The organism is Mesorhizobium sp. WSM4312, from assembly GCF_002294875.1.
GTDB lineage: Bacteria > Pseudomonadota > Alphaproteobacteria > Rhizobiales > Rhizobiaceae > Mesorhizobium.
The window spans coordinates 189,187-210,966 of the sequence record NZ_NSFU01000011.1; the positions used below are offsets into that span (position 1 = coordinate 189,187).

Consider the following 21,780-nt stretch of genomic DNA (forward strand, 5'->3'; position numbering starts at 1 on the left):
CTATCGTCGGACGGTGCCGCTCAGGCCCAGGGACGCTGTTCGGCGTTCTTCTTCTCGAACGAGGCGATGGCGCCGGCCTTCTCCATGGTCAGGCCGATATCGTCGAGCCCGTTGAGCATGCAGTGCCGCTTGAAGTCGTCGAGGTCGAACTTGACCACGCCGCCATCCGGGCCGCGGATTTCCTTGGCTTCTAGGTCGATCGACAAAGTGGCGTTGGAGCCGCGCGAGGCGTCGTCCATCAGCTTCTCGAGATCCTCGGGGCTGACGGTGATCGGCAGCACGCCGTTCTTGAAGCAGTTGTTGTAGAAGATGTCGGCGAAAGAGGTCGAGATGACGCAGCGTATGCCGAAGTCGAGCAGCGCCCAGGGCGCGTGCTCGCGGCTCGAGCCGCAGCCGAAATTGTCGCCGGCGACCAGGATCTGCGCCTTGCGGTAGGCCGGCTTGTTGAGCACGAAATCCGGATTTTCCGAACCGTCGTCATTGTAGCGCATCTCGGCGAACAGGCCGGTGCCGAGGCCGGTGCGCTTGATCGTCTTGAGATAATCCTTCGGGATGATCATGTCGGTGTCGACATTGACGATCGGCATCGGAGCGGCGACGCCGGTGAGCTTGGTGAATTTTTCCATGGCTTTGGCCCGTGTTTTCGTTGCGGGGGATTTGCTGACGCCCCGTTTACACAAAGCCGAGGGCAAATAAAAGGCAGCTGTTCGTGCCCGCTGGCACAAGGGCCGTACCACAAAACGACTTCGAATTCGCGAAGCGATGGTGCAGTCTGGCCGCCATGGCTGAAAACCCCAATTCGTCTACGCAAGCGAGCCCGCGCTCGACATCGCCGAATTCCGCCGCGTGCTGGTGGAGTCCGGCCTCGGCGAGACACGGCCTGTCGATGATCCCGCCAGGCTGCGGGCCATGCTGTCCGGCGCCAATCTTGTGCTGACCGCGCGCCTCGACATGGAAGGCAAGCCGCTGATCGGCGTGGCCCGCGCAGTCACCGACTTCTCCTGGGTCTGCTACATCTCGGAACTCGCCGTCTCCCGATCGGCGCAGGGGCTCGGCATCGGCAGGGGCCTGATGGACGAGGCGCGGCGGCAGCTCGGGCCGTCGGTCGCCATCAGCCTGATTTCCATGCCCGATGCGGTCGGCTTTTACGAACGCATCGGCATGAAACGCATGGCCGACGCCTTCTGGTTCTCCCGCAAGGGCTGACTTTTTCTCCCGTGGCCGCGCCCAACCGCCGACGGCGCACGATCTTGCCGCTTGACATGCAACCAAATGGTTGCATATTAAAGCCATGAGCATGGATGCAGTCTTTCGCGCCTTGGCCGACCCGACACGCCGGCAATTGCTGGACAACCTCCATGCCCGGAACGGGCAGACGCTGAACGCGCTGTGCGCGGAGATGGACATGACACGCCAGGCGGTGACCAAGCATTTGGCGATCCTGGAGGAGGCCAACCTCGTCACCACGCTGCGCAAGGGACGCGAGAAGCAGCACTACCTCAACCCGGTTCCGATCAACGAGATCGCCGAGCGCTGGATCGGCAAGTTCGAGCGCCATCGGCTGGATGCATTGAGTGATCTGAAGAAACGCCTCGAAAGGGAAGACTGATGAGCAACAGCTTCGTTTACGTGACCTACATCCGCACCACGCCCGAAAAACTCTGGGAGGCGCTCACCGACCCGCAGTTCAACCGGCAGTTCTTCCTCTGCTCCTATCAGGAAAGCGAGTGGAAGGTCGGCTCCAGCTGGAAACTGATCTTCCCCGACGGCCGCGTCGCCGATTCGGGCGAGATCCTCGAGATCGACCCGCCGCGACGCCTGGTCATCAAATGGCGCAATGAATGGCTGTCGGAGGTCAAGGAAGACGGCTACACACGCTGCACCTTCGCCATGGAACAGGACGGCGAACTGATGAAGCTTGCCGTCACCCACGAGGCCGACGGCCCGCACCGGCTGATCCCGAATGTCTCCAAGGGCTGGCCGCTGGTGCTGGCCAGTCTCAAGAGCCTGCTCGAGACCGGCAAGGGTTTCGAGCGCCCGCCGTCGAAAGGATGAAAGGCTCGTTTCGCTACCGAAACAAAACGATGCGGAGGCACCGATGATGCACATCCTCGGGATACAGAGCATGACCAATGGCGAGACGATCATGGCGTCGGCCGAGATCGAAGCGCCTGCTGAACGCATCTTCCGCGCGCTGGTCACGAGAGAAATCGAGCACTGGTGGGGGTCCGCCGGCACCTACCGAATGGCCGACTGGTCGGCCGACCTTCGCGTCGGCGGCCGCTGGACTGTCGTCGTCCGCACGGCCGACGGCAGGGAGCTGCCGGCGGGCGGCGAGTTCCTCGAGATCGAAGCGCCACGCCGGATCGTGCAGACACGGGCCTATGCCTGGGACCATCCGACGCTTGGCCGGCGGCAGACCACGGTCGCCTGGCTGCTTGCGCCGACCGCCAAGGGCACGCGCCTCACCATCTGCCATGGCGGTTTTGCCGGGCGCAGCGATGCGGCGGCCGAGCATGCCGAGGGCTGGGGCCGGGTGCTGGCCTGGCTGCAGGCTTATGTCGAGGCCGGGAGACTGGCGGCGGCTTAGGCGCCTCTTCCTTCTCCCCTTGTGGGAGAAGGGAGAACCGGCCGCTTCTCAAATCACGTTCAATTCCCGGAACGCCCGTCCCTGGGCCACCCGCTCATAGCCGAACGCCGAGCAGTCGATCGTCCGGTACCCGCCATGCACCAGGAACTCGGCCAGCGCCTTGCCGACCGCCGGCGCCTGCTGCAGGCCGTGGCCGGAAAAGCCGTTGGCGAAGAGGAAATTGCCGACCTCGGGATGCGGCCCGATCACCGCGTTCTGGTCGAGCGTGTTGTAGTCGTAGTGCCCGGCCCAGGCGCGGGTCGCCTTGATTGCCTCGAAGGCGGGAATGCGGGTCGCCAGCACCGGCCAGATCACCTCTTCGAACAGCGGCCAGTCGACCTCGAAATCACTGGGGTCGGCCGGGCCGTCGCCCTCTTCCGGCTCGGCGCCGCCGGTGAGGTAGACCGAGCCTTCCGGCCGCACATAGATGCCGGAGGGATCGACCAGCAGCGGCATGTCGGCATATTTCTCGCGCGCTTCGAACACGAAGACGTTGCGCTTGCGCGGCTCGACCGGCAGCGCCAGCCCGGCAAGAGCCGCGACCTTGCCGGCATTCGGCCCGGCGGCGTTGACGACGATGCCGGCCTCCAAGGTCTGGCCATTGTCGAGCGAGACGCCGGTGACGCGGTTGCCGTCGCGCGCAATGCCGGTGACGGACGCGGCGATGAAGTCGATCTTCTTGTCGCGCAGCGCCTTGCGGAACAGCGTCAGCATCGCATGCGCGTCGAACCAGCCTTCGCCGGTCCGGCCATAGGCGCCAGCGGAAATACCCTCGGCCGACAGCCAGGCAAAGCGCCGCGTCAGCTGCTCGGCGTCCTCGAGCACGATGTCGGCGCCTTCGGCGACCTGCGCATCGTGGTTTGCCTTGAGCACCGGCAGGCCGTTCTCGCCGGCCAGGATAAGATAGCCGCCCTCGCGGAAACCGATATCGGCATCGGTGCCGAACGTCTCCTTCAGCCGCCGGAACAGTTTTAGCGTGAACTGCGACAGGCGGATGTTTTCGGGAATCGAGAATTGCTGGCGGATCGAGGCCATGGACAGCGTCGTCGCCGCGTGGGCGAATTGCGGATCGCGCTCGATGAGCGCGATGGAGCCGGAAAACCCTTCCTCGCGCAGATAATAGGCGACCGATGAGCCTACGATGGCTCCGCCGATGATGACGATGTCGTAGCGCACTGCTTTTTCTCCGAATCCGGCCGCCGGCAATCCTCACGCCACCGGCAGTGTGATCTCGAAGCGCGTGCCGCGCTCGCTGTCAACCAGTCGGATCATGCCATCATGCGCTTTCAGGAGGGCCAGCACGATGCCGAGGCCCATGCCGGTGCCGCCGGTGGAGCGCCGCGTGGTGAAGAACGGCTCGAAGATGCGCGCCCGGTTGCTCGGCGAAATGCCGGCGCCGTCATCGCCGACCAGAACTGTCGCCTTGCCGCCGGCGCTTGTCGCGGTGATCGAAACCAGCGTCGCGCCGTGCCTGGCGGAATTGTCGATGAGATTGGCAAGCACGATCGCCGCGTTCTCGGCCGAGATGCGCAAGGCGAGATCGCCGCCCGCCTCGACGTGGACCACCAGCCTGGTGTCGGCGGGCAGCAGCGCCAGCGCGGCACCGATCGAGGTGCTTTCGCCGCTCGGTGCAAGATTTTCGGCCTTGGCCAGATCGAGCAGCCGCCGCACCAGCAGATTGAGCCGCCCGGCATCGGTGACGATGTTGTTGGAGAAGCGCCGCCGCTCCTCATCATCCATCGCGCTGCCGGAATCGCGCAGCAATTCGGCCGCGCCCTGGATCGCCGTCAGCGGCGATTTGAGCTCGTGCGAGACATGGGTGGCGAAGGTCTGGATCGAGTCCGATCGCGCCTGCAGTCTTTCGGCCATGTCGAGGAAAGCGGCGGACAGCTCGGCCATTTCGTAGGTGCCATGATGGTCGAGCGGCCGGATCGCGTCGCGCTCGCCGGCGGCGATGCGCTGGGTGCGGTCGATCAGCGCATAGATCGGCCGGCTGACCGTGCGCAGGAACACCAGGCCGATGAGCAGCGTGCCGCCGAGGATGGCGATCGCCGCCAGGGTCACCTTGCCGCGTTCGCCATAGAGATGCTTGATGATGTTGTTGGGTGTCCGCGAGACATAGACCACGCCGGCGACTTGGCCGTCGACGGCCACAGGCAGGGCGACGAAGACCCGCACCTTGGTGCCGCGGCTGACCGAATAGAGCGGCGGCGTCGGCTGGTCGGGAATGCGCAGCCTGAGCGCGCTGGCATAGTGGCCGCCAAGGGCGGTTCGCACCTCATCGACCTCGCCAAGCGACTGCCCGACCTCGCCGCGCCCGGCAATGACGACGCCTTGGGGATCGAGCAGCCGGAAGCCGGCCAGCGTGGTTTTCTGCGTGGCGTCGAGAATGCCGGACAGGCGCGTGCCGATTGCGGCGAAGGCCGGATCGGCGGTGGCGGACATGGCGGCCGGCCGGGTCGGAAGCACGGCGTCGGAGGCGAGATCGAGACGCGGCTCGATCGGCCGGTACGGGCCGTCGGGATTGGCGGCTCGGCTGGCGCCGCCATTGGCCTGCGGCATCGGCGCGCCGAGTTTGTCCGGGGGAATGCCGGCCTCGCGCACCTCCTGCGCATAGATGGCGGCAATGGCCGCCCCTTGCGCGATCAGCTCTGCCTCGGTCTGGCGGATCAGCTGGTTCTCGTAGAGGCGGAAGAAGAACAGGCCGACCAGCGGCAAGGCCATTACCATGATCAGGATGGCGACGACGACCGTGGCAAGCCTTGGCCGCCATTTGCGGCCGATCCATTTGCTGGACGTCGTCAGCCGCATCGGCCGAGCCGGAAGCCGACGCCATGCACGGTCTCGATGGCGTCCAGGCAGCCTACCGACGCCAGCTTGGCGCGGATGTTGCGGATATGGCTGTCGACGGTGCGGTCGGCGACATGGATCTTGCCGGCATAGGCGTTTGCCATCACCGCGTCACGGTCGAGCACATGCGCCGGCCGCGCCAAAAACCCTTTCAGGATCGAGAACTCTATCCCCGTCAGGGCAAGCGGCTTGCCGTCGAAGGCGGCAGCGTGGCTGGCCGGCGCCAGAGTGAGCTTGCCATGCGAAAACTGCCGGTCGTCGGCCGCTGCGGCCGGCGCCGGGCGGGCGCGGCGCAGGATGACGTTGACGCGGGCGACCAGCTCGCGCGGGCTGAACGGCTTCGTCACATAGTCGTCACCGCCCATTTCGAGCCCGAGGATGCGGTCGATCTCCTCGTCGCGCGCGGACAGGAACAGCACCGGCACATCCGATGTGTGGCGCAGCCGCCGGCAGACCTCCAGCCCGTCCATCTCCGGCATGCCGATGTCGAGCACGACGAGGTCGGGCGCCCGGCGTCCGATTTCCTGCAAGGCGGCGGCGCCGTCGGCCACCCCAAGCGTCTTCATGCCGGCCTTTTCCAGCGCGAAGCAGATCACTTCGCGGATATGCGGGTCATCGTCGGCGACGAGGATGTGATGCGGCATCGGTCAGCGGCCCGGCAAGGAAGGTTGCGAAGGCTGAGGAAGCACGAGCGACCCCTTGCTGTCGAGATAGGCAAGCAGGCGCCAGTCGCGAAAGCTCCAGGCCCGCCAGTTTGCCTGGACGGTTCGGTACCAACCCTCGTCGATGCCACGCAGTCTCACAAGTTCGCGTGCGGCGCCGGCCTCGGCGGTCTTTCCCTGATGATCGAAGAAACGGTCGAGTGCTGGAAACGCGCCCGGGCCGATCGAGCGCAGATACCAGGCGTCGAGGGGGATGCCCTGGCCGGTCATTTCGAAGGAATGGTCGACATTGTAATTGGCGATCGTCGCGGCGAAATTGATGAAACAGCAGGCATAAAGCGTCAGGGATAACGTCAGAAGATTGGCGGAGGAGAGCCATTCATTGGATTTTCCGAGCGCGATGCGGGCGATGATCAGCGCAAGGCCTGCCGCCACCAGCCCCATCCAGACAAAGGCGGCGATGCGCCAGTAGGTCAGCGCATAGATGCCGACATAGAGGTCGAGCCGCAGGATCGACGAGATGACCAGCATGATGTTCTGCGCCACCCAGGCATAGACCAGCCGGCGGATGACGGGATCCCCCGATGTTTCGCTGCCCGGCCTGAGCGCCGCCAGCACGAACCCGGCGGCGAGCAGTGCGGTGACAACAAGGGGATAGGCGCCACGATGCGCGTAGGCCGCGTAGCTCAGACCGTCGGGAAGGGCTGCCCCGCCCCACAGATAGGTGGCATCGAGCCCGGTCTGCAGCGCAAACAGCACGTTGAAGACGATCAGGGCGCGCAGGATGGCGGCCTTGCCGAACACGATGTCCTCGATGATGTGGCTTTGCGGATTGATCGCCGCCGCGGCAAGGGCATGGGTCGGCCGGGGGCCGCGCCGCGAAAAGCGCGGCAGGCGTGGCCGCAGAAAGGCCCAGACGCCGGCGAGCGCGAACAGCCAGAAGGCGATGCGCGCCAGCTGGATGAGGTCGAGCAGCTTCATCAGGTCGATCAGCGACAGCCAGTAGTCGATGACCGGATTGGCGGCGCCGAACAGTGCCAGGAACACGGCGCCCAGTGTCAGCGGCATCACCCAGACGGCGATCGCCGCCAGCCGCACACGTCGCCCGCCAAACCGGCGCGCAGTCTTGCGCCAGCGGATGAAATCGCTGACGAAGCGGAACGGCGCCGCCAGCCCGAACAACGCGATCTGGCCGGCAATGCGCGCCATGCCGTGCCGCAAGCGACCGCTCAACGAAAGCGCGAACACGACCAGCGCCGCGAGCGCGATCGAGACGGACAGGAGGCTGACATTTTCGGCGAGCGGCAGCAGTGCGACAAGCAAGGCGGCGGGCTTGAGCCAGACCCTGATGTCGCTGAAGGCCGTGGGATGCACGGCCACGACCGCGGCGGCGATCAGGATGGCGAACAGGAAGGCGGTGATGCCGGCGGGCTGACCGTAGAACAGGAAATCCGCCAGCACGACCAGCAGCACGGCAACACCGAAGCGACCGCAATAACTTGGCGCGGCAGAGAAGAACGCTGTCACGACCTGATCCTCCCGATGGTGTCCAGCCGGAAGGTCGGCGGACACTTGCGGGCGAAAGGGATGAGAATCGCCATGGGATTCGCGCATGGCGGATCGACCAGCCACCAGCCTTCGCTGCGCAGGCGCTGTGGCACGGACCAACGGGGTTTTGCTCGCTTGTGCATGCCGCCTGTTTCGCAGGCCGGCAGGGAGATGGCAGGGCGGATCCGAGGAGCTTTTCCGCAGGCCTGTGCAGTTTTCGTGCAGGGTCGCGCGCCAGGGCTGGTGTGTCGCCCCAGCCAGGCTCCTTTTCCTCTCCCTCCGGAGGGGGGAGAGGTGGCTCGGCGAAGCCGAGACGGAGTGGGGGAACCACCTGGCAACCGCCGCGAACGGACATAGGAAGGGCGCAAGCATTGCCTCGCCTTGCGCCCAAGGGTCGACCCCCACTCCGTCGAGCTTCGCTCGACACCTCTCCCCCGATCGACGGGGAGAGGAAAGGCCCCCTTCCGCAACGGCTGCGGAAGGGCGCTGAGCTTCTACCTCCCTTTGTGGGGAGGTCGGACCGAAGGTCCGGGTGGGGGCCCGGCGCCGACCCCACCCCGCTGCTTCGCAGCGACCCTCCCCACAAGGGAGAGGGTGGCCGCACAGCCCCAACGCTTGCCTCCACCAATCACACACGGCATAGATCGGGCATGGAACCCTACCGCCCGCGCCGCTCCGTCCTCTACGTCCCGGCCTCCAACGACAAGGCGCTGGCCAAGATCGCGCTTCTGTCCTGCGATGCAATCATCATCGACCTTGAGGACGCCGTCGCGCCGGCCGACAAGATTGCCGCCCGCGAAAAGCTGCCCGCCATCTTCGCCGGCCGCCCGGCTGCCAACCAACTCGGCCACCGCTGCGAGATGGTGGTGCGCGTCAATGCGCTGGCCAGCGAATGGGGCGACGACGACCTCCTGGCCGTGGCGAAAGTCGAGCCCGACGGCATCCTGCTGGCCAAGGTCACCACGCCGCGCGACATCCTCGAAGTCGGCGACGTGCTCGACGACAATTTTGCCCCCGATAGCGTGAAACTCTGGGCGATGATCGAGACGCCGAAGGCCCTGCTCAACATCGGCGCCATTGCCGAACTGGGCCGCGACCCGGCCTCACGGCTCACTTGTTTCGTTGCCGGAACGAATGATCTGGCCAAGGAAACCGGCGTGCTGGTGACGCCGGACCGGCGCTACCTCGTGCCATGGCTGATGCAGATGGTGCTGGCCGCGCGCGCCGGAGGCCTCGACATGCTCGACGGCGTCGCCAATGATTTTCGCGACCTCGACGCCTTTGCCCGTGAGTGCGCGGAGGCGGCCGCCATGGGCTTCGACGGCAAGACGCTGATCCATCCGGCCCAGATCGACGCCGCGAACCGCGCCTTCGCCCCCTCGCCGGAGGCGATCGCCGAGGCACGCGCGGTGAAAGATGCCTTTGCGCTCACGGAAAACACAGACAGAGGCGTGATCGCGCTGAACGGCAAGATGGTCGAGCGGCTGCATCTGGCACAGGCCGAAAAACTGCTGGCGAAGGCGGCCGCCATCGGCGCATGATATAGCCCCATGCTCGCGGGCTATGGGCACTTACGACAGGACTTGGGACATGAAACTCTACCGCTTTCTCACCGGCCCGGACGACGCCAGCTTCTGCCACAAGGTGACGGCGGCGCTGAACAAGGGCTGGCACCTGTTCGGCTCGCCGACCTATGCCTATGACAAGGAGGCCAAGACCATGCGCTGCGGCCAGGCGGTGGTGAAGGATGTCGACGGCCAGGAATATGGGCCGGATACCAAGCTCAGCGACTGGTAGGCCAGGCGCTGAGGCCTTCCTTCTCTTCGGGCTCTACTCAGCCGCTTCTTCGATCCGCTCCATATCATCGTCCGACAGGCCGAAATGGTGGCCGATCTCGTGGATCAGCACATGGGTGACGATGTCGCCGAGCGTCTCCTCGTTTTCGGCCCAGTAGTCGAGCATGGCGCGGCGGTAGAGCGTGACGCGGTTCGGGCCTTCGCCGGTCTGCGGGTTCCAGCGCTCGGCGATGCCGCGGCCCTCGAACAGGCCGAGCAGGTCGAACGGCGTTTCCAGCGACAGGTCGTCCATGATCTCGTCGGTCGGGAACTCGGCAATCTGGATGACGATCTCGCCCGTCAGCTTGCGAAAATCTTCCGGCAGATGGGCGTAGGCCTCCAGCGCCAGGAACTCTATCTCCTCCATCGAGGGGGCGAGTTCGCCATGCCAGGTGCGGGTCTTGTAGATGCGGGCCATGCTTTGTCCTTTGATCCGGCATATAGGCTTTCGCACCGGGCGAGGCAAATGAAGCGGCAATTCCTGCCGCGGCACCTTTGCCGATGCCGAGGAATCGCTTAGGGGTCGGTTCCGGCCATCTCCTGGGGAGTTCTCATGCCGGACCTTTCCACCATCGGACTTTTCGCCATTGCCTGCCTCGCTTTGACCGCGACGCCAGGGCCGGACATGCTGCTGATCGCCTCCCGCAGCGCCAGCCAGGGGCGCGCCTCGGGCCTGGCGACCTATGCCGGCATCGCCGCCGGCACCTATTGCCACGCGCTGGCCGCCGCCTTCGGCCTGTCGCAACTGTTCCTGGCAGCGCCCATCGCCTACGACATCGTGCGCTATGCCGGCGCAGCCTACCTTGCCTATCTCGCCTGGAAGGCGTTCCGTTCCGACGGAACGGCATTTGCCCCGGTCGCCGGCCTGCCGCGCTATTCGCGAAGCCGGATTTTCCGGCAAGGCCTGCTGACCAATCTGCTCAACCCGAAGATGGCGCTGTTCGTGCTGGCGCTGTTCCCGCAATTCGTGCGCCCCGAGACCGGTTCCGTCGCCGGCCAGATCCTGCTGCTGGCGACCGTGCTCAATCTGATCGGGCTGATGGTCAACGGCCTGGTCATCCTGACCGCCAGCCGGATCGGAGCCGCCTTATCGAAACGCACGCGGTTCCGGCGGGCGCCGCAGATCCTGCTGGGAACCGTATTCGCGGGCCTGGCCGCACGACTGGCTTTCGGCGGCCAGCGCTGAAGCGCGTTTGCAGGAATAAATTCCTTGTGACTCTGCTTGACTCTTCCGTCACCCTCTGGAATCAATAGGAACATAACAGGAACAATTGTGAGTGGACACTGACCGTCATGGCGATATCAGCCGTGGCGCGGGAGACTGTTTTTGCCCTGCGCCGCCAGATCGCGAAGATCGAGGGAACGCTGCCCGAGCGCCTGCAGGCGCCGGCTGGCGCGCCGCTTGATGCCGACGCCAGCGCCGATCTCACGATCGTCCGGCGCGGTCTTGCCGCGGCCTTGCCGGATGCCTTCCTGCCGATCGGCGTCGACCCTCTCGATGCCGCCCTGAGCGGTGGGCTGCCGAAAGCGGCGCTCAGCGAAATCCATGGCCTGGAAACCCGCGATGCCGGAGCCGTCGCCGGCTTTGCCCTGTCGCTCGCCAGCCTGATCCTCAAGCAGGCGCAAGGGCTGCCGGTGTTGTGGATAGGCACCACGGAAATCTTCCGCGAGGCGGGCTTTCCCTATGCCAGGGGACTGCAGGCCTGCTTCGGCATCGGGCCTGAGCAATTGCTGTTTTCCGAGGCGCCGAAACTCGTCGATGCGCTGTGGGTCGCCGAGGAAGCAGCGCGGATGACGGCGCTCGCCGCCGTCATCCTCGAAATCCGCGGCAACCCGCTGCGGCTCGACCTGACCGCGACGCGCCGGCTGCATGCGAGGGCGCAAAGTGCCGGCCGCCCCGTATTCCTGCTGCGGCAGGCGGCCGAGCCGGAACCGACGGCGGCGCCCGTCCGCCTCATCGTCTCGCCGGCGCCGGCCGTGCCGCGCGAAACCGTCGCCGGGCCGCTCGCCGGATCGATCGGCCGCCCGGCCTTCACCATCAGCATCGGCAAGAGCCGCACGGCCTTGCCTGGACAATTCACACTGGAGTGGAACCCCGATGAACGCGTATTCGATGAAAGAAGGGGCGAGAAAGGACGGACAGGCCGGGCAAAGAATCCTGTCCCTGTGGTTTCCCTATCTGGCGGCCGAAAGGATCCTGCGGCAGCGCCTGGGGCGGTCCTGGCGTTCCCGGCCCCAAGATCACCCGACGCCATCTCATCCGCCACTGGTGATCAGCCACCGCCAGGGCAACGCGCAGCGCATCTCAGCCCTCGACGAGCGGGCTGAGGCGCTGCACCTGAAGCGCGACATGGGCATTGCCGACGCGCGTGCCATGCATCCGTCGATCGACATCGTCGAGGCCGATCCGGAGGCAGACCGGCGCCTGCTCGAAGGCCTTGCCGACTGGTGCGACCGCTACACCCCGCTGGTGGCGCTGGATGGGGCGGACGGACTGTTTCTCGACGTCACCGGCTGCACCCATCTGTTCGGCGGCGAACGCGCCATGCTGGACGACATCCTGTCGCGCTTCTTCCATCAGGGGTTCGATGTCCGCGCCGGCCTTGCCCCGACGCCGGGCGCGGCCTGGGCGGCGGCTCGCTTTTGCGGCGACCGCATCGTTGTTTCAGGCGAGGAGGAAGCGCTGCTGGCGCCTCTGCCGCTCGCCGCACTGCGCATAGCGCCGGAAACCCGCGCCAGCCTGGAAAGTGTCGGCCTGCGCACGGCGGGCGCCGTCATGGCAGCACCGCGCGCGCCGCTTGCCCGCCGCTTCGGAGCCACCTTGCTGCTGCGCCTCGACCAGGCGCTCGGCCGTCTCGACGAAGCGGTCTCGCCGCGCCTTCCCGTGGCCCCGCTTTCGGTCGAGCGGCATCTCGCCGAACCTGTCACCCTGACCGAGGACATCGAGCGGCTGGTCGGCCTGCTGGCGACGACCTTGAAGACCGATCTCGAACGCCGCGGCGAGGGCGCGCGGAGGCTGGCGCTGCTGCTCTTCCGCGTCGACGGCGCCGTCAGCCGCATCGCGCTCGGCACCTCGCGGCCGATGCGCGATCCCCGGCTGATCCAGAAACTGTTCCATGAAAGGCTGGCCGCCCTCGAGCAGGACATCGACGCCGGCTACGGCTTCGATCTGGTGCGGCTTTCGGTGCTGGCGGCCGCCGCCTTCGACATGGCGCAGGCCGATCTGACGGGCGAGGTGACCGATGACGGCGCCGACATCGCGCTGTTCGCCGACCGCATCCGCGCCCGGCTCGGCGAGGGCGCCGTGCTGCAGCCGGTCGCGGTTGAAAGCCATCTGCCGGAACGCGCCGTCGCCATCGTCCCCTTCAGCGAAGCGCCGCGCCGGACCACGCCGCCGAAAAGACCGGACAGGGTGCGGGCGCCTACAACCATCTTTCCGCCGGAACGGCCGATCCGGCTGTTCCGCGCGCCCGAGCCCATCGAGGTGCCGGCCACCGAAATGCCGGAGGGTCCGCCGCTGCATTTCCGCTGGCGGCGCGCGCTCTACCGCGTCACCCGCGCCGAGGGTCCCGAACGCATCGCCGCCGAATGGTGGCGCCAGGCGCCAGGCGACGCCGCGGCATCGACACGCGACTATTTCCGCATCGAGGATGCCGACGGCCGCCGCTACTGGCTCTACCGGCAAGGGCTTTACGGCGGCTCGCAAGCCGCGCCGCGCTGGTTCATGCACGGGGTCTTCGCATGAACGCGCTGACCGTCATTCCCTATGCCGAGTTCGGCATCCAGTCGAACTTCTCCTTCCTGCGCGGCGCCTCCAAACCGGAGGAGCTGGTGGTCGCGGCCAAGCTCATGGGTTTCTCGGCGATCGGCCTTGCCGACCGCAACACGGTGGCCGGCGTGGTGCGCGCCTGGCAGCAGGCCAAGGTCGAAAAGCTTGCCTATCACCCTGGCTGCCGGCTGGTTTTTGGCGACGGCACGCCGGACATTCTCGCCTATCCCAGGAACCGGGCAGGCTGGGGGCATCTGTGCCGCATGCTCACCCAGGCCAATCTGCGCGACGAGACCGAAAAGGGCGCCACCCTTCTCCAGCGCGGCGACCTGCTCGAATGGGGGGATCTGATGTCGCTGGCGGTCATGCCCGATCTGGCAGCGGGCGCGCAGGACTGTCTTGCCTTGCTTGGCCAGCTCAAGGACCGCTTCGGCAGGGCCCTGCGGCTTGGCGTCTCGCCCTGTTATGCGGGCAATGACCGTTTCCGGATCGAGCAGGCAGCGGCGCTTGCCCAGAGCACCGGCATCCCGCTGATGGCGACCAACGATGTCCTCTACCACACCGCCGAACGCCGCCCGCTGCAGGACGTGCTGACCGCGATCCGCCTCAACACGCCGGTCGCCGAGGTCGGGCTGGAACTCAGCGCCAATGCCGAACGCCATCTGAAGCCGCCGCTGGAAATGGCCCGCCTGTTCCGCAGGCATCCGCAGGCGCTGGCCGAGACGCTGCTGTTCGCGCAAGAGCTGGCCTTCTCGCTCAGCGACCTCCAGTACAATTACCCCGACGAGCCGACGGAATCCGGTCTCGGGCCGCAGGCAGAGCTGGAAAGACTGGCGCGGGAGGGGGCGGCCAGGCGCTATCCCTCAGGCGTGCCTCATTCGGTGATCAAGCGCATCGAGGAAGAGCTCGCTTTGATCGAGCGCCTCAACTACGCCCGCTACTTCCTGACGGTCTACGACATCGTCAAATACGCCCGCAGCCAGGACATTCTCTGCCAGGGGCGCGGTTCGGCCGCCAATTCGATCGTCTGCTTCTGCATCGGCATCACCGAAGTCGGGCCGGACCGGATCGACACGCTGTTCGAACGCTTCATTTCCGAGGAGAGGAACGAGCCGCCCGACATCGATGTCGACTTCGAGCATGAGAAGCGCGAGACCGTCATCCAGTACATCTACGAGAAATACAGCTCCAAGCGCACCGCGCTCGCCGCCGCCGTCATCAGCTATCGCGGCCGTTCGGCGCTGGGCGAAGTGTCGAAGGCGATGGGCCTGTCGGAGGATGTCCGGGCATCCCTGTCCGGCTCGATCTGGGGCTGGTCTACCTCCGAGGTCGGCGAGAAGGAAGCCCGCGCCGGCGGCCTCGACCGGAGCGACCCGACATCGCGCCATGTGATGGAACGGGCCAATGAGATCATGGGCTTCCCCCGCCATCTCTCCCAGCATGTCGGCGGCTTCGTCATCACCAGGGACCGGCTCGACGAGATCGTCCCCATCGTCAAGACGGCGATGGACGAACGCAAGATGGTCGAATGGGACAAGGACGATCTCGACTCGGTGAAGATCCTTAAGGTGGACATTCTGGCGCTCGGCATGCTGACCTGCCTGCAGCGCGCCTTCACTCTGCTTACGGACCACTATCCAAAAGCCCGGGATCCCTATGGCCGACCCTATGTGCTCGCCACCTTGCCGCCGGAAGACAGGCGCGTCTACGACATGATCGGCCGCGCCGACACGCTCGGCGTCTTCCAGATCGAATCGCGCGCCCAGATGTCGATGCTGCCAAGGCTCAAGCCAAAGGATTTCTATGACCTTGTCATCGAGGTGGCGATCGTGCGGCCGGGTCCGATCCAGGGCGATATGGTGCACCCCTATCTGCGCCGCCGGCAAGGCAAGGAAAAACCCGAATATCAGAAACCGGAGCTCGAGGCGATTCTCGGCAAGACGCTCGGCGTGCCGCTGTTCCAGGAACAGGCGATGAAGATCGCCATCGTCGCCGGCGGCTTCAGGCCGGGCGAGGCCGACGAACTGCGCCGCGCCATGGCAACCTTCAAGCGCACCGGCACCATCGGCAATTACCGCCAGCGCATGATCGACGGCATGGTCGGCAAGGGCTACACCAAGGACTTCGCCGAGCGCTGTTTCAAGCAGATCGAGGGTTTTGGCGAATACGGCTTTCCCGAAAGCCACGCCGCCTCCTTCGCCTTGCTGGTCTATGCCTCCTGCTGGTTCAAGACCTTTTATCCCGACGTGTTCTGCGCCGCGATCCTGAATTCGCAGCCGATGGGGTTTTACCAGCCGGCGCAGCTGGTGCGCGACGCGCGCGACCATGGCGTCGACATCCGCGAGGTCGACGTCAATTATTCCGTCTGGGACTGCACCCTGGAAAAAGCGCCGTTCGATCCGGCCCGCATCCTGCCGCGCCATGCCGATATGCGCGGGGTCATCGAGACGAACCATGCGGTGCGGCTCGGCTTCCGGCAGATCAAGGGCCTTTCCAAGGAACGCATGGAGGATTTCGTAAAGCGGCGGGGTTCAGGTTACGAAACCGTCCGTGACGTCTGGCTGCGCTCCGGCCTCGATGTCGACGAGATCGAGCGGCTGGCGCAGGCCGATGCCTTTCGTTCGGTCGGCCTCGACCGCCGTGCCGCGCTGTGGGAAGTGCGCGCGCTGGGCGCCAGGAGTGCGGCCGAAAAGCTGCCGCTGTTCGACCAGCCGGCGCTGCGCCTGCGCGAGCTGGAGCCGGAGACGAAGTTGCCGAAAATGCCGCTCGGCGAGCATGTCATCCACGACTACCGCTCGCTCGGCCTGTCGCTGAAGGCGCATCCGGTCGCCTTCCTGCGCGAGCGGCTCGACCGCGCCGGGGTCACGCCCAATGCCAACCTGCCTTCGGTACGCGACGGCAGGCGGGTTTCCGTCGCCGGCCTCGTCCTGGTGCGGCAGCGTCCCGGCAAGGGCAATGCGATCTTCCTGACGCTGGAGGACGACAAGGCGGTCGCCAACGTCATCTTCTGGGAGCGGACCTTTAACCGCTTCCGGCCGATCGTCATGGGCGCGCGCTTCGTCAAGGTCACCGGCAAATTGCAGTCGGAATCCGGTGTCATCCATATCGTCGCCGAAAAGATCGAGGATCTGACGCCCTGGCTGACCGTGCTTCTGGAGAAGGTCAGCGGGGCCGGAGCGCCGGGCGCTTCCCCTCCAGCAGCGAAAGCTGAGGCTCCGATTCGCGACAGCCGACCCGCGATACGCAACGCGCCGGTCGGGCAGGATATTGCGATGCTGTCGGAAGAGGCGGAAAGCGTCATGCCCAAGGGGCGCAATTTTCAGTAGACAGGGCCACACGCACCTTCGTCATCCACGGGCGGAGCAGGAGCGAAGCTCCGTCGCGCAGACCCCTGGAGCTGCTCCGCAGCTCAAGGGATCCATGCCGCGACATCAACCGAAGAGTGCCACGGTCCAGAATTGCGTCTCTACACCGTCGGAAGAAAGGCACCTGGTTCTGGCCCGCTTTCGCGCGTCGCATACGTCACGGAATGGATCCTAGGGTCTTCGCGACGCCGCTACGCGGCTGCTCCGCCCTGGGATGACAACGCGATGAATGGCACCGCCCCTACACCGGCCCCGTGGGCACCGGCCTACGCCGGCCGTAGCCTTGACTGACAAGCTACTTATGAGTGCTTCGGCCGGCGAAGGCCGCAAGCCCAGCAACCCATTGTTTGCAGGCCGGCATAACCTGAATATCGATATACCCTAAGACGGCCCACTCAGCTTCGGCGGCGCCAGCACATCCTCCGCCGACAGCGTCCGCGCCTCGGAGGGCAGCATGATCGGGATGCCGTCGCGCACCGGATAAGCGAGCTTGGCGACCCGCGAGATCAGTTCGCCGCGCTCTGGATCCCAGGCCAGCGGCCCCTTTGTCAGCGGGCAGGCCAGCAGTTCCAGCAGCTTGGGATCAACATTGATCTTCTTTCCGTCACGCCCATCAGCCGCCACTCTATTGCCTCCTGACCGACTATCTGAAGATGTGTTGAGATTCAGGTCAGGCCGAGTCGAAAATGGTGGCTTCCGAGAACCGGAGCGGAGCGTACTTTCCGTACGTGAGCACCGGAAGCGCAGGAAGCCGCCATTTGCAGGCCGGCATCACCTGAATATCGGCACATCTTACTGTAGGCTCGAGCCAAAGTCCTCATTCTCGCGCGCCAGCGCCATTTCGGTGATGGCGATCAGCGTTTCGGCGCGCGTCTTCAGGTCGGCGGCTTCGAGCAGCGCCTGTTTCTCGGCCGGGCCGTAGGGCGCCATCATCGACAGCGCGTTGACCAGCATGGCATTTTCGGCGCGGCTGACGCTTTCCCAGTCGGCCTCGAGGTCATTGGCCTGCAGATAGGCGCGGAACGCCTTGAGCAGTGCCGGCCGGTCGATCTCGTTCGCCGCCGGATCGTCATCGAGATCGGCGAGGAAGGGCGCCGGCTTTGCCTGGCGAAACGGCGTCTTGACCGTCAGTTCATGAGCGATGCGGAAGCGGAACACGCCCTGCAGCGAAATCAGGTAACGGCCGTCGCCGGTTTCGGAGAAGGCGATGATGCGGCCGGCGCAGCCGACATTGCACAGTTCCGGCTCGCCATCCTCGCGCAGCGCGCCGTCCAGACGGGGCTGGATGACGCCGATCAGCCGCGAGCCGGCGACCGCTTCGTCCACCATCTGCAGATAGCGCGGTTCGAAGATGTTGAGCGGCATGCGGCCGCCCGGCAGCAAAAGCGCGCCCTCGAGCGGAAAGATCGGGATCGTCGACGGCAGATCCTTGGCCAGCCGGTAATGCGCGTTTCCCGCTTGCACCACATTCCTCCGATCGACTTCATTCGCCGCCCGCCGCCGGGATCGTCGGCTTGGCCGAAGTCAGCTTCCTAATCTGGCGCAGCCGCCGCCGACCACAAGCCCGTGCGACGAAACAGCCGCCGGCTCAGGAAAACAGCAGCGCCGACAATTTGCGCCGCGCGGCCAGCGTCGCCTCGTCGGTCAGGCCCCAGGCTTCGAAAAACTGCAGCAATTGCGTCCTGGCGCCATCCTCGTTCCAGCCGCGGTCGGCCTTGATGATGGCCAGCAGGTTGTCGGCTGCCGCCGTACGTTCGCCCCTGGCGTTCTGGATCATGGCCAGGTCGAAACGCGCCTGATGGTCCTTGGGGTTTTCGGCCAGGCGGCGCTCGAACTCGGCCGGATTGCCCAGTTCCGCCGCTTGCGCGGCCAGCGCCATCTTGGCGCGCAGCGCGGCGAGAACAGGCGCGTCCTTCTTGGCCTCGGGCGCCGTTGCCAGCAAAGCCTCGGCGCCTTGCGTGTCGCCGGCCTCGAACAGCAGCTCGCCCAGCCCGGCGATCGCCTCGATCGTCTCCGGCGCCTGCGCCAGGATGGCATCGAAAATGTCGGCGGCCGTCTGCATGTCGCCGGCCTCGCGCGCTTCCGTCGCAGCCGCCAGCGCCTCGGCCACGGCCGGAGCGCCATTGCCCTTGCCGCCGACCTTGGTGATGAATTCGGCGATCTGGCTTTCGGGGATGGCGCCCATGAAGCCGTCGACCGGCTGGCCGTCCTTGAAGGCGATGACGGCCGGAATGGACTGGATGCCCAGCTGGCCGGCGATCGAGGGATGGTCGTCGATGTTCATCTTGACCAGCTTGACCTTGCCGCCGGCGGCCCGCACCGCTTTTTCCAGCTGCGGCGTCAACTGCTTGCAGGGGCCGCACCACGGCGCCCAGAAATCGACGAGCACCGGCTGGCGGCGCGATTCCTGGATGACGTCGGCGGCAAAGGCGGCGGTCGTGGTGTCCTTGATGACATCGCCGGCGGCGGCGGGAGGCGCGGCTTCGCCAAGCGCGACCTTTGCCGGCGCGGCTCCCGTTCCGCCATACTGAACGGTGGGCGCATACTGGCCGCCACTGCTGCCGAATGACCCGCCAAACGGCTTGTTGTCGCTCATCTCGTCACCCTTTCGGTCGCGCCGCCGGCCCGCGGGTCGGCGCCATGTCATTGGAAGTCGGTTTCGCCATGCATGTGGCGATCATGCCGAGACTTTCAAGATAGCAGCATCGTGCCCGGTTGCCTCGACGAATCTGATGAGATCGACCGACGCGATCGATGTCGTCGCCTCATTGGTCAGCGGATGGGCGTTGATGACGGCATGCGCCATCAAATCCTCGTCGAGCACCAGCTTGACCCGGTGCGCCGTGTCGTTGATGACGCCGAAGACGGTGACGGCGCCCGGCGAGACGCCCAAAAGCTCCATCAGCATCTCCGGTTTGCCGAAGGAAACACGGCTGGCGGCGCCGATCAGCTGGTGGATCTGCTTGAGATCGACGACCGCCTCCTCGCCGACGGTGACCAGGTAGAAATTGTCCTTCTTGTCCTTCAGGAACAGGTTTTTCGTGTGCCCGCCGGCGATTTCGCCGCGCAGCGCCTGCGAATCGGCGACCGTATAGAGCGGCGGATGGCGTTTCGTCGAAACGGCGATGCCGAGTTCGGCGAGAAAGGCAAAAAGTTCGGCTTCGGTCTTCGGCATCGATTGTCTTCTTCGTCGTTTTTCCGCCTTGCCGTTTACGGCCAATGCGGTGGCCGACACAAGGCCATCGCACGACAGGCCGATGAAATCCCCGCGCCGCGGGCGGTTTGCCGGCATCGTTTGGCATGTTGAAAAAAGCCTGCGATTTCCCTGTTGCAATCGCCGCGCTCTTCAGCCATATAGGCCCGGCTTGCGGCCAAGATGCCGTGTGAGCGGGTGTAGCTCAGGGGTAGAGCACAACCTTGCCAAGGTTGGGGTCGAGCGTTCGAATCGCTTCACCCGCTCCAATTTCCTCAAGGGGAATCAAGTGCTAAATCGGCCGCCTTCGGGCGGCCGTTTTGCTTTTCGGGGCTCGGATCGTTCGGGGATGCAATGCGCTGGATTTCCGGTTCGGACGACCGAAAGCCTCTGCGATAGCCGCCGGGCGGCTGCCCGGTCAGACGGGCAAAGGCCTGCGAGAACGATGGCGCCGACTCGTAGCCGACCGCATGAGCGATTTCGTCGATGGTTCGATTGCTGTCCCGCAAGGCTTTGGCAGCGAGGTTGACGCGCCAGCGCGTGACATAGGCCAGCGGCGGTTCGCCAACCAGCCGGGCGAACCGCCGCGCGAAGGTGGCGCGCGATTGCGATGCGGCTTGCGCCAGGGATGCAACGGTCCACGGGACTGCCGGCTGCTCGTGGATGAGACGCAGCGCTTGCGCCACGCCTTTGTCGCGCAAGGCGCCGAACCAGCCCGCCGTTCCGATCGGCTGGCTTTCGATCCAGGCCCGCAGCAGGAAGACCAACACGCTGTCGAGAAGACGCGGCGCTACGATGTCGTGGCCGGTCAAGCCGCCACTTGCCTCGACCCGCAGCAGATCGGTTGCCAGCCGAAGCGGTTCATTGGCGGCGATCTGTGCGCGCGTCAGATGGATCAATGGCGGCAGCAGCGACACCATCGGGTTCGGCCCCGCGCCGTCCAGCGCATATTTGGCGCACAGAAGCGTCGTCCCGTCGTCTACGCCTGGCCGATCATCGGGATCGAGCGTTGCCGAAAGCACGGCGCCTATTGGCGACACCTGCGCATTGGCCGGGTCGCTGAGCGTGTGACCAACACCGCTGCCGACGAGAATCACGTCGCCCTCGGCCACACGAACGGGTCCGTCATTGCCCGCAAGGCGCAGCCAGCATTCGCCACGCTGCACGAGATGAATGGCGGTATTGCGCATGGGATCGACCGAGATGCCCCACGGACGCCGCAGCCTGGCCTTGCCGATCACCGCACTTCCCAGCTGTATGGAAGCCAGGACATCCGACAAGACGTCCACGTCCGTATTCCTTTCGCGAAAACCAAACAGGGCGCAATTTGAGACGATTGGATAAGGATATGCAAGTTCAAGCCATCGATCATCGCATCTCGGTCGATGAAAGTGCGGGGCGCGGTGAACCGGACCGATTCAGCAACCGGCTTCAAGCCATCCCAAGACAGGACAGATATCCATGCGTGATCAGCAATTCATCCAGACGTCCACGGCGCTCCACGATGCGACGCTCGAAGCGAATAAGGCCGCCGTGCTCGACTTCATTGAAAAGTCGGTGAATGAGGGAGATTTGGACGCGGCCGCCGTTCATTTTGGCGAGAGCTACACCCAGCACAATCCGAACATCGCCGATGGCGTCCAGGGGTTCCGGGATTATCTGCAGCAGCTTCGGCAACGTTTTCCCTTGGTCCGGGGCGAGGTCAAACGGATCTTCGCCGAGGGCGATTTCGTCATCGTGCACATGCACGCCAAACGAGAGCCCGAGGAAACCGGCATCGCCATCGTCGATTTCTTCAGGCTGGCGAAGGGCAAGCTCGTCGAGCACTGGGAAGTCCGGCAGCCTGTGGCGCAGGGCACTCTGCACACCAATGCCATGATCTGACCACCGGCGAGAGCGGACAGCTCGCGCGGCGCAGCTATCCCTCCA

22 protein-coding genes and 1 tRNA gene are annotated in these 21,780 nt (G+C 65.5%); 12 read left to right on the forward strand and 11 right to left on the reverse strand.

The window, feature by feature from the left end:
• Positions 1-20: 20 nt before the first annotated feature.
• Positions 21-626 (reverse strand): 3-isopropylmalate dehydratase small subunit, encoded by a 606-nt coding sequence (gene leuD / locus CK228_RS20300; protein WP_019862120.1) that lies wholly within the window; start codon positions 624-626, stop codon positions 21-23.
• A gap of 220 nt (positions 627-846) precedes the next feature.
• Between leuD and CK228_RS20305 the strand changes: the two genes are divergently transcribed.
• The 4 genes from CK228_RS20305 to CK228_RS20320 all read left to right on the forward strand — a co-directional run bounded on the left by CK228_RS20305 (position 847) and on the right by CK228_RS20320 (position 2,590).
• Positions 847-1,206, forward strand: coding sequence for a GNAT family N-acetyltransferase (locus CK228_RS20305; RefSeq protein WP_245438076.1), 360 nt, complete (start codon positions 847-849; stop codon positions 1,204-1,206).
• Between the two features lie 91 nt (positions 1,207-1,297).
• The gene (locus CK228_RS20310; protein WP_064987727.1) at positions 1,298-1,609 is read left to right on the forward strand and encodes a metalloregulator ArsR/SmtB family transcription factor; all 312 of its coding nucleotides are present in this window, start codon (positions 1,298-1,300) and stop codon (positions 1,607-1,609) included.
• Positions 1,609-2,055, forward strand: coding sequence for an SRPBCC family protein (locus tag CK228_RS20315; RefSeq protein ID WP_095788982.1), 447 nt, complete (start codon positions 1,609-1,611; stop codon positions 2,053-2,055). Before CK228_RS20310 ends, CK228_RS20315 begins: the two co-directional genes overlap by 1 nt.
• A gap of 43 nt (positions 2,056-2,098) precedes the next feature.
• A complete protein-coding gene (locus CK228_RS20320; RefSeq protein WP_095788983.1) occupies positions 2,099-2,590 on the forward strand; it encodes an SRPBCC domain-containing protein in 492 nt (163 codons plus the stop codon).
• 48 nt (positions 2,591-2,638) lie between these two features.
• On the opposite strand, the gene CK228_RS20325 is transcribed toward CK228_RS20320, so the two are convergent.
• Genes CK228_RS20325 through CK228_RS20340 form a run of 4 tightly spaced genes read right to left on the reverse strand, consistent with a single transcriptional unit; the run spans position 2,639 to position 7,668 of the window.
• Positions 2,639-3,805 (reverse strand): FAD-binding oxidoreductase, encoded by a 1,167-nt coding sequence (locus tag CK228_RS20325; protein WP_095788984.1) that lies wholly within the window; start codon positions 3,803-3,805, stop codon positions 2,639-2,641.
• A gap of 33 nt (positions 3,806-3,838) precedes the next feature.
• Positions 3,839-5,440, reverse strand: coding sequence for an ATP-binding protein (locus tag CK228_RS20330; RefSeq protein ID WP_095788985.1), 1,602 nt, complete (start codon positions 5,438-5,440; stop codon positions 3,839-3,841).
• Complete coding sequence (locus tag CK228_RS20335; protein ID WP_095774862.1) at positions 5,431-6,123, reverse strand: response regulator transcription factor; 693 nt, start codon at positions 6,121-6,123, stop codon at positions 5,431-5,433. Before CK228_RS20335 ends, CK228_RS20330 begins: the two co-directional genes overlap by 10 nt.
• A gap of 3 nt (positions 6,124-6,126) precedes the next feature.
• Entirely contained in the window at positions 6,127-7,668 is a 1,542-nt protein-coding gene (locus CK228_RS20340) for a DUF4173 domain-containing protein (RefSeq protein WP_095788986.1), read from the reverse strand.
• Positions 7,669-8,339: 671 nt separating this feature from the next.
• Between CK228_RS20340 and CK228_RS20345 the strand changes: the two genes are divergently transcribed.
• Both CK228_RS20345 and CK228_RS20350 read left to right on the forward strand, forming a co-directional pair.
• Complete coding sequence (locus tag CK228_RS20345) at positions 8,340-9,230, forward strand: CoA ester lyase (protein ID WP_095788987.1); 891 nt, start codon at positions 8,340-8,342, stop codon at positions 9,228-9,230.
• Positions 9,231-9,279: 49 nt separating this feature from the next.
• Complete coding sequence (locus tag CK228_RS20350) at positions 9,280-9,486, forward strand: DUF1737 domain-containing protein (RefSeq protein ID WP_095774865.1); 207 nt, start codon at positions 9,280-9,282, stop codon at positions 9,484-9,486.
• 33 nt (positions 9,487-9,519) lie between these two features.
• Here the strand turns inward: CK228_RS20350 and CK228_RS20355 are convergent, their stop codons facing one another.
• A complete protein-coding gene (locus CK228_RS20355; RefSeq protein ID WP_095775561.1) occupies positions 9,520-9,942 on the reverse strand; it encodes a metallopeptidase family protein in 423 nt (140 codons plus the stop codon).
• A 135-nt stretch (positions 9,943-10,077) separates the two neighbouring features.
• Between CK228_RS20355 and CK228_RS20360 the strand changes: the two genes are divergently transcribed.
• The 4 genes from CK228_RS20360 (at position 10,078) to CK228_RS20375 (ending at position 16,619) form a co-directional block, all read left to right on the forward strand.
• A complete protein-coding gene (locus CK228_RS20360) occupies positions 10,078-10,710 on the forward strand; it encodes a LysE family translocator (protein WP_095775562.1) in 633 nt (210 codons plus the stop codon).
• A 107-nt stretch (positions 10,711-10,817) separates the two neighbouring features.
• Positions 10,818-11,852, forward strand: coding sequence for an ImuA family protein (locus tag CK228_RS20365; protein WP_095788988.1), 1,035 nt, complete (start codon positions 10,818-10,820; stop codon positions 11,850-11,852).
• Positions 11,794-13,269 (forward strand): DUF6504 family protein, encoded by a 1,476-nt coding sequence (locus CK228_RS20370; RefSeq protein ID WP_095788989.1) that lies wholly within the window; start codon positions 11,794-11,796, stop codon positions 13,267-13,269. The genes CK228_RS20365 and CK228_RS20370 overlap by 59 nt, the downstream gene beginning before the upstream one ends.
• Positions 13,266-16,619, forward strand: a complete 3,354-nt coding sequence (locus CK228_RS20375) for an error-prone DNA polymerase (RefSeq protein ID WP_095788990.1) — start codon at positions 13,266-13,268, stop codon at positions 16,617-16,619. The genes CK228_RS20370 and CK228_RS20375 overlap by 4 nt, the downstream gene beginning before the upstream one ends.
• 420 nt (positions 16,620-17,039) lie before the next feature.
• Here the strand turns inward: CK228_RS20375 and CK228_RS20380 are convergent, their stop codons facing one another.
• The 4 genes from CK228_RS20380 to CK228_RS20395 form a co-directional block, all read right to left on the reverse strand.
• On the reverse strand, positions 17,040-17,282 hold the full coding sequence (locus CK228_RS20380) for a Trm112 family protein (RefSeq protein WP_095775566.1): 243 nt from the start codon (positions 17,280-17,282) through the stop codon (positions 17,040-17,042).
• A gap of 168 nt (positions 17,283-17,450) precedes the next feature.
• Entirely contained in the window at positions 17,451-18,122 is a 672-nt protein-coding gene (locus tag CK228_RS20385) for an LON peptidase substrate-binding domain-containing protein (RefSeq protein ID WP_027047556.1), read from the reverse strand.
• 124 nt (positions 18,123-18,246) lie between these two features.
• Positions 18,247-19,254 carry a thioredoxin gene (trxA, locus tag CK228_RS20390; protein ID WP_095789048.1) on the reverse strand — a complete coding sequence of 336 codons (1,008 nt, stop codon included), beginning with the start codon at positions 19,252-19,254 and terminating at the stop codon, positions 18,247-18,249.
• 81 nt (positions 19,255-19,335) lie between these two features.
• Entirely contained in the window at positions 19,336-19,833 is a 498-nt protein-coding gene (locus CK228_RS20395; RefSeq protein WP_095789049.1) for a prolyl-tRNA synthetase associated domain-containing protein, read from the reverse strand.
• A gap of 212 nt (positions 19,834-20,045) precedes the next feature.
• Here CK228_RS20395 and CK228_RS20400 point away from each other — a divergent pair.
• Positions 20,046-20,120: transfer RNA gene (locus CK228_RS20400), tRNA-Gly, on the forward strand.
• Positions 20,121-20,126: 6 nt separating this feature from the next.
• Here the strand turns inward: CK228_RS20400 and CK228_RS20405 are convergent.
• Complete coding sequence (locus CK228_RS20405) at positions 20,127-21,140, reverse strand: AraC family transcriptional regulator (RefSeq protein WP_095775567.1); 1,014 nt, start codon at positions 21,138-21,140, stop codon at positions 20,127-20,129.
• Positions 21,141-21,312: 172 nt separating this feature from the next.
• On the opposite strand from CK228_RS20405, the gene CK228_RS20410 reads away from it, so the two are divergent.
• The gene (locus CK228_RS20410) at positions 21,313-21,735 is read left to right on the forward strand and encodes a nuclear transport factor 2 family protein (protein ID WP_095788991.1); all 423 of its coding nucleotides are present in this window, start codon (positions 21,313-21,315) and stop codon (positions 21,733-21,735) included.
• The last annotated feature ends 45 nt before the right edge of the window (positions 21,736-21,780 follow it).

Excerpts from the sequence above, each read along its gene's own strand:
- leuD (WP_019862120.1), bottom strand. The coding sequence starts at position 626 with ATGGAAAAATTCACCAAGCTCACCGGCGTCGCCGCTCCGATGCCGATC.
- CK228_RS20310 (WP_064987727.1), top strand. The coding sequence starts at position 1,298 with ATGGATGCAGTCTTTCGCGCCTTGGCCGACCCGACACGCCGGCAATTG.
- CK228_RS20315 (WP_095788982.1), top strand. The coding sequence starts at position 1,609 with ATGAGCAACAGCTTCGTTTACGTGACCTACATCCGCACCACGCCCGAA.
- CK228_RS20320 (WP_095788983.1), top strand. The coding sequence starts at position 2,099 with ATGATGCACATCCTCGGGATACAGAGCATGACCAATGGCGAGACGATC.
- CK228_RS20330 (WP_095788985.1), bottom strand. The coding sequence starts at position 5,440 with ATGCGGCTGACGACGTCCAGCAAATGGATCGGCCGCAAATGGCGGCCA.
- CK228_RS20335 (WP_095774862.1), bottom strand. The coding sequence starts at position 6,123 with ATGCCGCATCACATCCTCGTCGCCGACGATGACCCGCATATCCGCGAA.
- CK228_RS20345 (WP_095788987.1), top strand. The coding sequence starts at position 8,340 with ATGGAACCCTACCGCCCGCGCCGCTCCGTCCTCTACGTCCCGGCCTCC.
- CK228_RS20350 (WP_095774865.1), top strand. The coding sequence starts at position 9,280 with ATGAAACTCTACCGCTTTCTCACCGGCCCGGACGACGCCAGCTTCTGC.
- CK228_RS20355 (WP_095775561.1), bottom strand. The coding sequence starts at position 9,942 with ATGGCCCGCATCTACAAGACCCGCACCTGGCATGGCGAACTCGCCCCC.
- CK228_RS20360 (WP_095775562.1), top strand. The coding sequence starts at position 10,078 with ATGCCGGACCTTTCCACCATCGGACTTTTCGCCATTGCCTGCCTCGCT.
- CK228_RS20365 (WP_095788988.1), top strand. The coding sequence starts at position 10,818 with ATGGCGATATCAGCCGTGGCGCGGGAGACTGTTTTTGCCCTGCGCCGC.
- CK228_RS20375 (WP_095788990.1), top strand. The coding sequence starts at position 13,266 with ATGAACGCGCTGACCGTCATTCCCTATGCCGAGTTCGGCATCCAGTCG.
- trxA (WP_095789048.1), bottom strand. The coding sequence starts at position 19,254 with ATGAGCGACAACAAGCCGTTTGGCGGGTCATTCGGCAGCAGTGGCGGC.
- CK228_RS20395 (WP_095789049.1), bottom strand. The coding sequence starts at position 19,833 with ATGCCGAAGACCGAAGCCGAACTTTTTGCCTTTCTCGCCGAACTCGGC.
- CK228_RS20410 (WP_095788991.1), top strand. The coding sequence starts at position 21,313 with ATGCGTGATCAGCAATTCATCCAGACGTCCACGGCGCTCCACGATGCG.